Here is a 12981-nt window from a genome sequence, read left to right as displayed (position 1 = left end):
GGTTTTGCTTAGCTACTCTAGGAGTGCGGATGGCGCGGGCGGGGTTGACGGCGGACCGGGTGACGGCCGCGGGCGCCGAGCTGGCGGACGAGGTCGGGCTGGAGCACGTGACCATGTCGGCGGTGGCGCGGCGGCTCGGCGTCAAGGACGCGAGCCTGTACGTGCACGTACGCGGGCTGGAGGACCTGCGCGGCCGGATCGCGCTGCTGGCGGCGGACGAGAAGACGATTCGCATCGCCGAGGCGACCGCCGGGCGGGCGGGGAAGGACGCGCTCGTGGCGTTCGCGGACGCGTGGCGGTCCTACGCCCACGACCACCCGGGCCGCTACACCGCGACGCAGGTCCCGGCGCGGATCGATCCCGAGCTGGCCGCCCGGGCCCCCGGGCCGCGGCGCGCGATCGAGCTGACCTACAGCATGCTGCGCGCCTACGCGCTGGCCGAGCCCGACCTGACCGACGCGGTCCGGCTGGTGCGCAGCACGCTGCACGGCTTCGTCAGCCTGGAGGCGGCCGGCGGGTTCGCGCACGCGCGGCCCGCCGCGGACTCCTGGGTCCGCTGCCTCGACGCCCTGCACGCGCTCCTGGAGCGCTGGCCCGCACGTGAAGGAGATCCGTCATGACCGCCCCCGCCCCCGCCACCGCCACCGGCCGCCTGCGCGTGGCGGGCGCGACCCTGCACTACGAGGTGCGCGGGCAGGGCCCGCTCCTGCTGCTGATCCCCGGCGGCGCGGGCGACGCCGCCTCCTACGACGGCGTCGCCGACGTGCTGGCCGCCGACTGGACGGTGGCCTCGTACGACGCGCGCGGCATGTCGCGCAGCCCGCTCGACGACCCCGGCGCCGAGCAGCATGTCGCCTCGCACGCCGACGACGCGTACCGGCTGATCGAGCTGCTGTCGCCCGGCGCGCCCGCCCGCGTGGCCGGGTGCAGCTCGGGGGCGATCGTCGCGCTGCACCTGCTCGCCACCCACCCGGACCGGGTCGAGCGCGTGGTGGCGCACGAGCCGCCCGTGGTGGAGGTGCTGCCCGACGCCGCCGAGCACCGCGCGATGCTCGCCCGCGTCCAGGACACCTTCCGCCGCGAGGGCCTGATGCCGGCGGCCGCCGAGTTCGCGGCGGCCCTGCGGCGGCCGGGCGGCGCCGAACCCGCCGGGCCCGCCGAACCCGCCGGGCCCGCCGAATCCGCCGCCCCGGTCGAGCTGCCGCCCGGCGCGGCGGCCCGGGCGGAGCGGACGATGGCCAACCTGCCCTACTTCCTCGGCCGGATCGTGCCCGCCTTCATGGCCTACGCCCCCGACGTGGACCGGCTGGCGGCCCTGGCCGGCCGGCTGGTGCTCGCGGCCGGCGACGAATCGCGCGGCGAGCTGCCCTACCGCCCCGCCGCCTGCCTGGCCGGACGGTTCGGCACCGAGCTCGTGCACTTCCCCGGCGGGCACACCGGGCTCAGCACCCACCCCGCCGCGTTCGCCGAGCTGCTCCGCGAGACGCTGGCCGGTTAGCCGCGCCGGTCGAGCACCGCCTCGGCCATCGCCCGGGCTGCGCGGGCGGGGTGGGCGCCGGGGCGGGTGACGGCGTGCGCGAGCACCCCGTCGATCAGCACGAGGATCTGATCGGCGCCGAAGCCGGGCTCGGGGTGCCCGTGGCGGCGCAGCTCGTCCTCGAACAGCCCCCGCAGCCTCTCCTTGTACGCGCGGACCTCGGCGTGGGCGGGGTGGTCCCGGTCGGTGAGGGCCAGGTCGGCCGCCGTGTAGCGGCAGCCGCGGAACGTCGGCCGCGTGGTGATCTCGTCCAGCGCGTCGAAGACGGCCAGCACCCGGTCCCGGGGGTCGTCGCCGGCGCCGTCCATCACCTGCCGGTAGCGGGCGTCGAGCCCGGCGGTCGCGAGCGTCTCGGCGATCAGCCCGTCCTTGCCGCCGAAGTGCTGGTAGAGCGAGCGGCGGGCGACGTCGGCCCGTTTGAGGATCGCGTCCACGCCCACGTGGACGCCCTGCTCGTAGGTGAGGTCGCTGGCGGCTTCGAGAAGCCGCTCGCGCGGGCCCGGTCTGCTCATCACACGCATCCGATCGAAGAACGGCGGATTGACACTTAGACCAACCATTCTATCTAATGGCGGCGTATACCGACCGTTCTATCTATTGGAGCTGCCATGCCCCGCGCGGGCACACCCTTCCCACCGTGCTGACCGGTGTGTTCGTCACGATTCTCGACTTCTTCATCGTCAACGTCGCCATCCCCGCCATCCAGCGTGACCTGCACGCCGGAGCCGCCGAGGTCGAGTGGATCGTCGCCGGCTACGGCCTGGCCTACGGGTCCGGCCTGATCCTCGGCGGACGGCTCGGCGACCTGTTCGGCCGCCGCCGCGTGTTCGCCATCGGGCTGGCCCTGTTCACGCTCGCCTCGCTGGCGTGCGGCCTGGCCCCCGACGCCGCCACGCTCATCGCCGCCCGCGTCGCCCAGGGGCTGGCCGCGGCGGCGCTCACCCCGCAGGTGCTCGCCATCCTGCGCACCGCCTACAGCGGCGCCGCCCAGGCCAGGGCCCTCAACGCCTACGCGCTGACCATGGGGCTGGCCGCGGTGTTCGGGCAGCTCATCGGCGGCATGCTGATCCAGGCCGACCTGTTCGGGCTCGGCTGGCGGGCCTGCTTCCTGATCAACGTGCCGATCGGCGTGGCGGCGCTCGCGCTGACCCGCGCCGTGGTGCCCGAGAGCCGCGCCGGCACGGCCGCGCGGCTCGACCTGGGCGGGGCCGCCCTGGTCACCGGCGCGCTGGTGGCGACCCTGCTGCCGCTGATCGAGGGCCGCGAGCAGGGCTGGCCGCTGTGGACGTGGCTGTCGCCGCTCGTCGCGCTCGCGCTCCTCACCGCCTACGGCCGTCGCCGGCACGCCTCGCCGCTGATCGACCTGGCCCTGTTCCGCGAGCGGGCGTTCACCGCCGGCCTGCTGACCCAGCTCGCCTTCACCATGGGCATGGCCGCGTACTTCCTGATCTTCGCCCTGTACGTGCAGGGCGCGGCCGGACTGGACGCGCTGGAGGCCGGGCTGGTCTTCACGCCGATCGGGCTCGGCTATCTGGCGGCCTCGCGGCTCGCGCCCAGGTTCGTCGCGCGGCTCGGCCGTCAGGCGATCGCGGTGGGCGGGCTGACCAGGGCGGTCGCCCTCACCGTGCTGCTCGCCGCCGTGGCGGCGCAGGCGCCGCTCGGGTGGCTGGTGCCGATCCTGGCCGTGGACGGGTTCGGCATGGGGCTGGCGCTCGCGCCGATCATGGGCACGGTGCTGGCCGGGGTCGCGCCCCGCCACGCCGGGTCCGCGGCCGGGGTGCTGACGACGGTCCAGCAGGTCGGGGCCGCGCTCGGCGTCGGGATCGTCGGAATCGTCTTCTACGGCGGCCTGGCGGGCGGGGTGAGCCAGGCGTTCCAGCACGGGCTGATCTACGTGATCGCCGTGGCGCTGGCCGTCGCCGGGCTCGTCCAGCTCCTTCCCCGCCCGCAGCGCGCCCGTCCTCCCGTGGCGCAGCAGGCGGCCCGCTGACCGGCGCTACGCGGCCGGGGTGAAGTCGGCCCGGTGGTCGGCGGCCCACTCGGCGAGCGTGCGCGCCGGCCGCCCGAGCACCCGCTCGACGTCGGGCAGCACCGCGGGCGGCTCTTCGGCGTACTCGGCCTGGTAGCCGAGCAGGTACTCGGCGATCTCGGCCGGGATGCCCGCGGTGATGCAGGCGGCGCGCGCCTGCCCGTACGTGAGCGGCTCGAAGCGCAGGCTCCGGCCGAGCCCGTCGCCGATGGCGGCGGCCTGCTCGCGGTGGCTGAGCGCCTGCGGGCCGCTCAGCGAGTACGCGCGACCGGCGTGCCCGCCCTCCAGCAGGGCGGCGACGGCGACCTCGGCGATGTCGGCCTCGTGGATCGGCACGCCCAGCGCGTCGGGGAAGGCGCTGCGCACCACGCCCTCGGCCCGGATCGACGGCGCCCACAGGTCCAGCTTGTTGGCGGCGAACTCGCCCGGCCGCACGTGCGTCCATTCCAGGCCGGACGCCTCGACGGCCTCCTCCACCTCGAGCAGCATCTCGTAGCTGCCGGGCCGCCGGACCGTGACCGCCACGCCGGTCATCGTCACCACGCGGGTCACCCCGGCCTCGGCCGCCCGCCGGGCGAACGCGCGGGCCTGCTCGGCCGCGGTCTCGGGGGCGAGCATGCCGGCCAGGTAGTAGACCCGGTCCACGCCGTCGAGCGCCGCCGCCGCGCCGGCGAGGTCCCCGGCCACCAGTTCCACGCCGTCGGGCAGCCCGGCGCCCGCCGGGTCGCGCGTCAGGGCCCGGACGCGCTGCCCGGCCCGCAGCAGGCGGTCGACCACGATGCGCCCGACCGTGCCCGTCGCGCCGGTCACGAGGATCGTCATAGCTGTGCTCCGTTCGTCGATGGCGCCGAGAGTCCCCTCGGCGGACGGCCGGGGGCCGCCGATCGAGCGCCGAGGCTAGCCGCGCCGATCGCCGTCGCGCACATCGGCTCACGTCTCATTTGGCAGCTCAGCGCGCGTGCGCGCGGATCATGGAGGAGGATCTGCGTCATGGAGGCACTCGCCCGGCGTCTGGTCCCTGATGAGCTGTGGGATGCGGTCCGTCCGCTGGTGCCGGAGCCGCCGCCCCGCCGCCAGGGCGGCGGCCGGGCCGCCGCCGACGCGCGCACGGTCATGACGGCGGTCGTGTACGTGGTCACGAGCGGCTGCGCGTGGCAGCACCTGCCGGCGGCGTTCGGCGTCACCGTGCCCACGGCGCACCGCTGGTTCACCCGCTGGACCAGGGCCGGTCTGTGGCAGCGGCTGTGCGAGGCCACGGCGGGCGATCCCGCGCTGGCCGACTGGACGCGGGCGATCCGTGACTGCGTGTCATCACGTGTTTACGACTGAAAAATCACCAAAAGAGACGTGGCCCGTCACCGCGCCGCCGTGAGCAGATCCAGCGGGAAGGCGGCGGCGAGCGCCCGGTAGCCGGCCGGGTTGAGGTGCAGGTGGTCGCCCTCGTCGTAGGCCGGGCGCAGCCGCCGGGGGTCCGCCGGGTCGCGGGCCGCCCGGTCGAAGTCCACCACCGCGTCGAACGCGCCGCCGCCGCGGATCCAGGCGTTGACCTCCTGCCGGGCGGCCTCGCGGTGGCCGTCCGGATCGTCGTACGGGACGTGGCCGCCGAACGGCGTGAGCGTGGCGCCGTACACGAGCATGCCGCGCGCGTGGGCGCGCACGACGATCTGCTGGTAGGCGGCGATCAGCTCGCCGGCGACGTCCTTCTGCGCGTCCGGGGCGGGCGGGGCGGTGCCGAGGTCGTTGACCCCTTCGAAGACGAGCAGCCGGTCGACGCCGCTCTGCGCGAGCACGTCGCGGTCGAGGCGGGACAGCGCGGCGGGGCCGAGGCCGTCGGCGAGCACCCGGTTGCCGCCCGCCGCCTGGTTGACGACGGCGGCGGCCGCGCCCGGCGGCAGCCGGTCGAGGAGCCGGTCGGGCCAGCGGTCGTCGCCGTTGGTGGTGGAGCCCCGGCCGTCGGTGAGGGAGTCGCCGAGCAGGGCGAGCGCGGGGGCCGTGGACCACGTCTCGACGCCGCTGAGCAGGTACCAGTGGTCGACGGATGTGGCGCCGGTCAGGTCGGCGGCGCCGGCCTGGTCGCCGGGGGCGAGGTGGGAGGTCGTGCGGGAGCCGGGGTGGGAGGTGAGGCCCGCCGCCGGGTGCCCGCCGGCGAGGTGGAGGGTGACGGTGAGCACGGCGCGCGGCGGCACGTCCAGGTCGAGCGGGTCGGAGACGACGTGCGCGCCGGGCGGCACGACGGCCGGGGTCCGGCCGTGGAAGGTCACCGGCCGGGACGTGCCCGGCCGGACGGCGCGCTCCCCCGACCGGCCGTCGCGGGGCAGCGCCAGCAGGACGCGGGTGAGCCGCAGCGGGGCGCCGCCGAACGCGTTGGACAGCCGCAGCCGGATCCTCGGCCCGCCGGCGGAGACGCGCACGGTCTGCCGCAGCGTGCTGCCCGCGAGGGTGAGGCCGTCGCGCGTGTAGGGGGCGGGCGGCAGGTCGCCCGGTTCGGTGAGCTGGGGGGCCGAGGCCCAGGTGGTCACCCAGCGGGGCTCGTCCGGCAAGCCGGCACCTCGAAACTTTCGGGGGATTGGTCCGCAGCAGCATACAAGCCGCATGTCAGGCTATCGAAACATTTCTGCTGGCGGCCGCTCTGATGCCGCCTGCCGTGCGGGAGGGAATTCACGCCATTTTTATTCCGGAAACGTCCCGTTATTGTTGCGCCATTCCTGGGCGCTCTGCCCGGACATTCCTTCCTCCGGCTCTGATTCATTCCTATGGAGGTGGCCTCTCATGCCTTTACGGTTCTCGCGGATCTCCGGCGGGCTGCTGCTCGCCCTGACCGGGGTCGCGGCCCTGCCGCCGCCCGCCCCCGGCGCCGTCGAACCCTCCTCGGTGGTGATCGACTCCGCCGAGACGGCTCCCGGCGTCGTCCGCCTGGCCGGGCGATTCACCGGCGCGTACGACGTGACCCTCGTCGTCGGCGGCGAGCGGATCGAACGGGCCCGCGTCAGCGACCCCGACGCCGACGACACCGGCACCTGGTCCTACGACCTGGACACCCGCGACCTGCACGGGGACGTCGAGGTCTACGCCAGGGCGAGCGACGCCCGCACCCGCTACGGCGTGTGGTCGCGGCCGACGACGCTGCGGCTGGACAACCCGGCGGCCCGCGCGCCCCAGGTGGCGATCACCGCGCCCGCCGACGGCGCCCGGCTCTCCAAACCCACCCCGATCCGCGTGGACGTGCGGGACCACGACGTGCGCACGGTGCGGGTGCGGGTCAACGGCGGGCCGTGGACGCGCGCCACCGGCGCGGCCGGGCGCTACACGGCGCTGCTGACCCCCTCCCACCACGGTGACGTGGCGGCGAGCCTGGAGGCCGAGGCGGTGGACGCGCGCGGCCACGTGTCCCGGTCCGCGACCAGGTACGTGCTGCTGGGCACGGCCGAGAAGGAACGGCCGGCACCGCACCGGCAGGACCGGGCGATGTGGATCTGGGAGAAGGCCTCCTACAACCTGGTGCTCAACCCGGGCTCGCGCCGCCTGCTGGAGACCGTCCTCGACCCCGGCTCGACGATCTACCTGGGCGTGGACGTCCACGCCGGGCGCGACGTGATCGAGGACGCCCGGCCCCGGCTGCGCGACTTCGTGGCCTGGGCGCACCGCCGCGGCATGCGGGTGCACGCCACCGTCGCCGGCGGCACCCGGCCGCCGTACCTGGGGGCGCTGCCGCGCTACCGCGACCGCGCGGTGCGGGAGATGGAGCGGGTGCTGAACTACAACCTGTCCTCCGCGCCCGAGCAGCGCTTCGACGGGATCAACGTGGACATCGAGCCGTACATCCTGCCGTGGTTCACCAGCGCCAAGCCGGAGCCGCAGATCCAGTGGCTGGACACGCTGCGGGCGATGATCGCCCGCCGGGACGCCTCCGGCCAGCCGCTGCTGTTCGGGCCGGCGGTGCCCCGCTGGCTGGACGTGTCGGCATGCTGCACGGCCATCCCGTACGGCGGCGTCACCCGGCCGCTGTCGGAGCACGTGCAGGACCTGTCCGACTACATCGCGATCATGGACTACCGCGACACGGCCGACGGGAGCGCGGGCATCATCGCGCAGGCCGCCGGCGAGCTGGCCTACGCCGAGCGCATCGGCAAGCCGCTGTCGGTCGTGGTCGGGGTCGAGACCCTCGACATCGCCACCAGCGGCGACCCTTCCAGCATCACCTTCCGCGAGGAGGGCAGGGACGCCCTGGAGGCCGAGCTGGCCAAGGTGTACGCGGCGTTCTCGGCGAGCCCGGCCTTCGCCGGGGTCGCGCTGCACCACTACGACTCCTACCGCGAGCTGCCCACGGTCTGGGGGCCGTCGGCCCGGTGGCCGGACCCGCCGGCCGACGCGGGCCCGCCGACCGGCGTGGCCTCCCCGCCGACGGCCACGGCGTTCGAGCACGCCACGGTCGACCTGGCCTACGGCCGGGCCGGCGACGACACGGAGGTGGCCTTCTACGAGGTGCACCGGTCGGCGCGGGCGGGCTTCACGCCGGGGGCGGACACGCTCGCCGGGCGGGCGCGCGGCCTGGCGCACACCGACACGGGGCTGCTGCCGGGCACCGCCTACCACTACCGGGTCGTCCCGGTGGACGTGGCCGGGAACCGCGGCCCCGCCTCCGCCCCGGTGACGGTGACGACGGGCGGCACCGGCCTGCGCCCGGCGGTGGTGGAGTCGATGGCGGTCACGCTGGAGAACGGCGTGGCGCGGGTGCGGCTGCGCGTGGTGGACCAGGAGACCGGGGAGCCGGTGGCCGCCACCGTGCGGGGCCGGTTCACCTTCTCCGCCGGCCGGTACGTGACGATGACCGCCGACGCCGGCGGATGGGCCACGGCCACGTCGGAGACGCTGAAGCAGGCGACGGGCGAGACCGGCTTCGCCGTGCACCGCCTGACGGCCCCGGACCGCTACTGGGCCGGCGCCTACGACCGCGACCGGGACGTCACCGCGTCCTGGTGACCCTGCACGCGCGCCCGCAATAAAGGAATGAATTCATGCTATTTATCGAATGAATAAAGCATGAATTCAGGATTGACTTATGGACGGAATATGGCGAAGAATCCGGTCATGGAGCCATCCGATGGAATGAATTCCCTCCCCAGGGGTCGGCGCTTCCGCACCCTCGCCGCCCGCCTGCGGCAGGAGATCTCCCAGGGCCGCTGGCCGGTCGGCGCGAGACTCCCGACGGAGGCCGAGCTCGCCCGGACCTACGCGGTCGGCGTCAACACCGTGCGCCGCGCCGTGGACCTCCTGGTCGAGGAGGGGCTCGTCCGCCGGCGGCAGGGGTCGGGCACGTTCGTGGCGAACTCCGTCGCGGCCACCCCGGGCGCCGGGCCGCGGCTCATCGGTGCGCTCGTCCCGTCCACCACCTACTACTTCCCCCGGATCGTCGAGGGCATCGAGCGGGCCGCCACCGCGGCCGGCGTCCGGCTCGTGCTCGCGTGCTCCAACTACGACCCCGCCACCGAGTCGGCCCAGCTCCAGCAGCTCGTGGACGTCGGCGTCGCCGGCCTGCTGCTGGTGCCCAACCTGCACCTGGCCGCCGACCCCGCCGCGCACCTGGCCAGGCTGCGCACGCTGCCGGTGCCGTACGTGCTGGTCGAGCGCCGGCCGGCCGACCCCAGGCCGGCCGACCCGACCTCCTACGTCTGCACCGACGTGCCCGGCGGCGGCTACGCGGCCGTGCAGCACCTGAGCGGGCTCGGCCGCAGCCGGATCGGCTACCTCGGCCGCGTCGGCACCGCGACCTCCGAGCAGGTGTTCGCCGGATTCCGCAGCGCCGTCGCCGACCTCGGCCTGCCGGAGATCCCGGCGGCCACGGCCCGGCAGGCCGTCTGGACCGGCCCCGACCTGCTCGCCTACGCCAACGCCCTGGTCGCCGAGAAGGTGCGCGCCGTGGTGTGCCTGGGCGACCGCGAGGCCACCGCCCTGCTGCCCTACCTGCGCCGGGTCGGGCTCACCGTCCCCGACGACATCGCCGTGGTCGCCTACGACGACGAGGTCGCCGACCTGTCTGAGGTGCCGCTGACGGCCGTGTCGCCGCCCAAGGCCGAGGTCGGCCGCATGGCGACCGAGCTGCTGCTGCGCCGCATCGAGCTCGGCCCGGCCGCCCCGGTCTGCCGCGTGGTGCTGCAGCCCCGCCTGGCCGTGCGCGCCTCCTGCGGCGCCGCCTCCGGCAGCCTCGTCGAAGTACGCGTCCCGACCTAGAACGCACACCCCCAGAACACACACCCCCAGAACGCGCACGTTCCGGCAACCGCGCACGCCCCCGAGAGGCGCGCGCGGTCCCAGGCACGCGCTCGTCCCCTTCACCCCCTGATCCCCCCTTCGCCCGTGGAGGACCCATGAATGTTCGCATGCTCGCCGCCGGCACGCTGGCCGTGCTCGCCCTGGCCGGGACGGCGTCGTGCGGAGGCGGCCCGGCCGGGGAGCCGGGCGCCGTCACCCTGCGCCTCGGCTTCTACGCCGGCGCCGGAGACCCCGCCGACACGCTCATGCGGGAACTGGTCAAGGAGTTCACCGCCGCCAACCCGTCGATCAAGGTGCAGCTGGAGGTCGCACCGTACGTCAAGTTCTTCGAGCGGCTGCGCACGCAGATCGCCGGCGGCCAGGCGCCGCAGGTGTGGCTGTCGGACGGCGTGCTCGTGCAGGAGTTCGCCGCCCGCGGCGCGCTGGCCGACCTCACCGACCGCGTCAGGACCGTCGACGCCGCCGCCTACTCCGGCCTGGAGCTGAACCGCGACGGGAAGGGCCGCGTCCACGGCTTCCCCCAGGGCGCCCAGACGCCCGTGCTGTTCTACAACAAGAAGCTGTTCGCCGAGGCCGGCGTGGCCGAGCCGACCGCCGACTGGACCTACGACGACCTGGCCGCCGCCGCCAGGAAGCTCACCAAGGACACCAACGGCGACGGCAAGGCCGACACCTACGGCTTCCGCGCCTACTCCCCCGGCTTCACCGAGAGCTGGTGGCCCATCGTCAAGGCGTTCGGCGGCGACGTCGTCACCGACGGCAACCGCAAGGTCGCCATCGACACCCCGGAGTCCAGGGCCGCGCTCGACTGGATGCTGGCCGCGATGGGCAAGGACGGGTTCGCCCCCGACTACGTCACCACCGAGTCCTTCGGCAAGGGCGCCGTGCACACGCTGTTCGCCACCGGCCGCGTGGCCATGTCGTACGGCATCTACGCCCGGACCCTGCCCGCCATGAGCGCGAAGGTCGACTTCGGCGTCGCCCCGCTGCCCAAGGGGCCCGGCGGCCGGGGGAACGTCGCCATCGTCAACTCGTGGGTGGTCAGCAAGGCCGCCACGCCCGAGCAGGCCGACGCCGCCTGGAAGTGGATCACGTACTTCTCCGGCGAGAAGCCGCAGAGCCGCTGGGCCGAGCTCGGCGAGGCCATCCCGATCAACAAGAAGGCCGCCGCCACGGCGCTGCCCGCCGACCGGGGCCCGGTGTTCCTGGAGGCGCTGGACGCCTCCGACACGCTCGGCACCAACGCCGTGTGGTCGGAGTACACCGAGGCCCTGGCCAAGCGCGTCAACGAGGCGCTGTCGGGCGCCACCCCGGTGGCCGAGGCGCTGGCGACCGGGCAGAAGGAGGCCCAGCAGGTCATCGACCGCTTCTACGCGGGGCAGACGCAGTGACGGTCCTCACCCGCAAGGCGCGGCCGGTCGCCGCCGGGCCTCCCGCGACGGCGCGCACGCGCAGGGCCAGGGAACGCGCCTGGGCCCTGGCCTTCGCCTCCCCCTACCTGCTCCACCTGGTGGCGCTGACCGCCTGGCCGGTGCTGGCCTCGCTGTTCTTCAGCATGACCGACTACGACCTGATGTCCCCGCCCACGTTCGTCGGGTTCGGCAACTTCTCCCGGCTGCTCGGCGACGAGGTGTTCTGGCGCACGCTCGGCAACACCGCCTACTTCGCGGTGCTGTTCGTGCCCACCCAGACGGCGCTGGCGCTGCTGCTGGCGATGGCGCTCAACCAGCGGCTGCGCGGCATGGCGCTGTTCCGGGCCGCCTACTTCGTGCCGGTGGTCTCCTCGTGGGTGGTGGTCGCCTACGTCGCCGACTCGGTGTTCAACCCGCAGACCGGCATCGCCAACCAGGTGCTCGCCCTGGCCGGGCTGCCGGCCGAGAACTGGCTGCAGGACCCGGCCCTGGTGATCCCCACCCTGGCCGCCGTCGCGGTGTGGAAGGGCGTCGGCTACATGATGGTGCTGTTCCTGGCCGGGCTGCAGGCCATCCCCGAGGAGCGGTACGAGGCGGCCAAGATCGACGGCGCCTCGGCGTGGAACCGCTTCCGCTACATCACGCTGCCCGGGATCTCCGGCACGACGTTCCTGGTGCTGGTGCTCACCTCCATCGAGACGCTGCAGTCGTTCGAGCAGGTGTACGTGATGACCGACGGCGGCCCGCACGGCGCCAGCGAGCTGACCGTCCTCTACCTGTACCGGCAGGGCTTCCAGTTCTTCCAGATGGGCTACGCCTCGGCCGTCGCGTGGGTGCTGTTCGTGCTGGTGCTCGTGCTCACCCTGGTGCAGTTCCGGCTCCAGCGCAGGTGGGTGCACTATGCGTAAGACGCTGTCGTACCTGCTGGTCCTGTCGGGGGCGGCGGTCATGCTGGTGCCGTTCCTGGCGGCGCTGGGCAACTCGCTCAAGAGCTTCGCCCAGTACATCCAGGTGCCGCCGGTGTGGGTCCCCGACCCCGTCCAGTGGAGCAACTACGCCGAGGTGTGGGAACGCGCCCCGTTCGGGATCTACCTGGTCAACAGCCTCGTGATCGCCGTGCTGGCGGTGATCGGCAACGTCGTCACCAGCGCGACCGTCGGCCACGCCCTGGCCAGGATGCGCCTGCCGGGCAAGCAGGCCCTGCTCACGATGGCGCTCGGCACGATGATGCTGCCCACCGTCATCACGATCGTGCCGAACTTCCTGCTGTTCAGGTCGCTGGGCTGGCTGGACACGCTGCTGCCGCTCATCGTGCCGTACTGGCTGGCCACGCCCATCGGGATCTTCCTGATGCGGCAGACGTTCCTGGCCATCCCCAGGGACTTCGAGGAGGCCGCCGGCCTGGACGGCGCCAACCCGTGGCAGGTGTTCTGGCGGGTGCACCTCCCGCTGGCCAAGCCCGCCCTGGCCACGCTGGCCGTCTTCACGTTCACCACCTCGTGGAAGGCCGTGCTGGAGCCGGTCATCTACCTCACCTCGCCGGAGAACTACACGCTGCCCGTCGGCGTGCTGAGCCTCAAGGGGCAGTGGGTGGGCAACGACCAGCTCGTCACGGCCGCGGCCATGATGAGCCTCCTGCCGATGCTCGTGGTGTTCGTGCTGGCCCAGCGCTACTTCGTCCGCGGAACCATGTCCGCGGGACTCAAGGGCTGAGCCCCTCTCAGCCCCGTCCA

The 12981-nt window shown here is 74.1% G+C and carries 12 protein-coding genes; 9 read left to right on the top strand and 3 right to left on the bottom strand.

Annotation, left to right across the window (positions count from 1 at the left end; genetic code table 11):
* Positions 1-29: 29 nt before the first annotated feature.
* Positions 30-620 (top strand): WHG domain-containing protein, encoded by a 591-nt coding sequence (locus tag AB0J53_RS10535; RefSeq protein ID WP_357589621.1) that lies wholly within the window; start codon positions 30-32, stop codon positions 618-620.
* Positions 617-1498: an alpha/beta hydrolase gene (locus AB0J53_RS10530; RefSeq protein WP_364170829.1), complete on the top strand. Its 882-nt coding sequence runs from the start codon at positions 617-619 to the stop codon at positions 1496-1498. Before AB0J53_RS10535 ends, AB0J53_RS10530 begins: the two co-directional genes overlap by 4 nt.
* Here AB0J53_RS10530 and AB0J53_RS10525 read toward each other — a convergent pair.
* Entirely contained in the window at positions 1495-2049 is a 555-nt protein-coding gene (locus AB0J53_RS10525; protein ID WP_364170827.1) for a TetR/AcrR family transcriptional regulator, read from the bottom strand. The two genes, AB0J53_RS10530 and AB0J53_RS10525, sit on opposite strands and share 4 nt — an antisense overlap.
* A gap of 125 nt (positions 2050-2174) precedes the next feature.
* Here AB0J53_RS10525 and AB0J53_RS10520 point away from each other — a divergent pair, with 125 nt between their 5' ends.
* The gene (locus AB0J53_RS10520) at positions 2175-3527 is read left to right on the top strand and encodes an MFS transporter (RefSeq protein ID WP_364170825.1); all 1353 of its coding nucleotides are present in this window, start codon (positions 2175-2177) and stop codon (positions 3525-3527) included.
* 6 nt (positions 3528-3533) lie between these two features.
* Here the strand turns inward: AB0J53_RS10520 and AB0J53_RS10515 are convergent, their stop codons facing one another.
* Positions 3534-4388, bottom strand: coding sequence for an NAD(P)H-binding protein (locus AB0J53_RS10515; protein ID WP_364170823.1), 855 nt, complete (start codon positions 4386-4388; stop codon positions 3534-3536).
* 168 nt (positions 4389-4556) lie between these two features.
* Here AB0J53_RS10515 and AB0J53_RS10510 point away from each other — a divergent pair, with 168 nt between their 5' ends.
* A complete protein-coding gene (locus AB0J53_RS10510; protein ID WP_364170821.1) occupies positions 4557-4895 on the top strand; it encodes a transposase in 339 nt (112 codons plus the stop codon).
* Between the two features lie 26 nt (positions 4896-4921).
* Here AB0J53_RS10510 and AB0J53_RS10505 read toward each other — a convergent pair whose 3' ends face one another.
* Positions 4922-6106 carry an SGNH/GDSL hydrolase family protein gene (locus AB0J53_RS10505; protein WP_364170819.1) on the bottom strand — a complete coding sequence of 395 codons (1185 nt, stop codon included), beginning with the start codon at positions 6104-6106 and terminating at the stop codon, positions 4922-4924.
* Positions 6107-6335: 229 nt separating this feature from the next.
* On the opposite strand from AB0J53_RS10505, the gene AB0J53_RS10500 reads away from it, so the two are divergent.
* The 5 genes from AB0J53_RS10500 (at position 6336) to AB0J53_RS10480 (ending at position 12961) form a co-directional block, all read left to right on the top strand.
* Complete coding sequence (locus AB0J53_RS10500) at positions 6336-8546, top strand: Ig-like domain-containing protein (RefSeq protein WP_364170817.1); 2211 nt, start codon at positions 6336-6338, stop codon at positions 8544-8546.
* A 126-nt stretch (positions 8547-8672) separates the two neighbouring features.
* The gene (locus AB0J53_RS10495; RefSeq protein WP_364170815.1) at positions 8673-9794 is read left to right on the top strand and encodes a GntR family transcriptional regulator; all 1122 of its coding nucleotides are present in this window, start codon (positions 8673-8675) and stop codon (positions 9792-9794) included.
* Between the two features lie 137 nt (positions 9795-9931).
* The gene (locus AB0J53_RS10490; protein ID WP_364170813.1) at positions 9932-11227 is read left to right on the top strand and encodes a sugar ABC transporter substrate-binding protein; all 1296 of its coding nucleotides are present in this window, start codon (positions 9932-9934) and stop codon (positions 11225-11227) included.
* Entirely contained in the window at positions 11224-12156 is a 933-nt protein-coding gene (locus AB0J53_RS10485) for a sugar ABC transporter permease (RefSeq protein WP_364170811.1), read from the top strand. Before AB0J53_RS10490 ends, AB0J53_RS10485 begins: the two co-directional genes overlap by 4 nt.
* Entirely contained in the window at positions 12149-12961 is an 813-nt protein-coding gene (locus AB0J53_RS10480; protein WP_364170809.1) for a carbohydrate ABC transporter permease, read from the top strand. Before AB0J53_RS10485 ends, AB0J53_RS10480 begins: the two co-directional genes overlap by 8 nt.
* Positions 12962-12981 lie beyond the last annotated feature (20 nt).

It is taken from the genome of Nonomuraea sp. NPDC049725, assembly GCF_040674795.1.
Taxonomy (GTDB): domain Bacteria; phylum Actinomycetota; class Actinomycetes; order Streptosporangiales; family Streptosporangiaceae; genus Nonomuraea; species Nonomuraea ceibae.
This window is presented reverse-complemented; position numbering and strand designations above follow the sequence as displayed.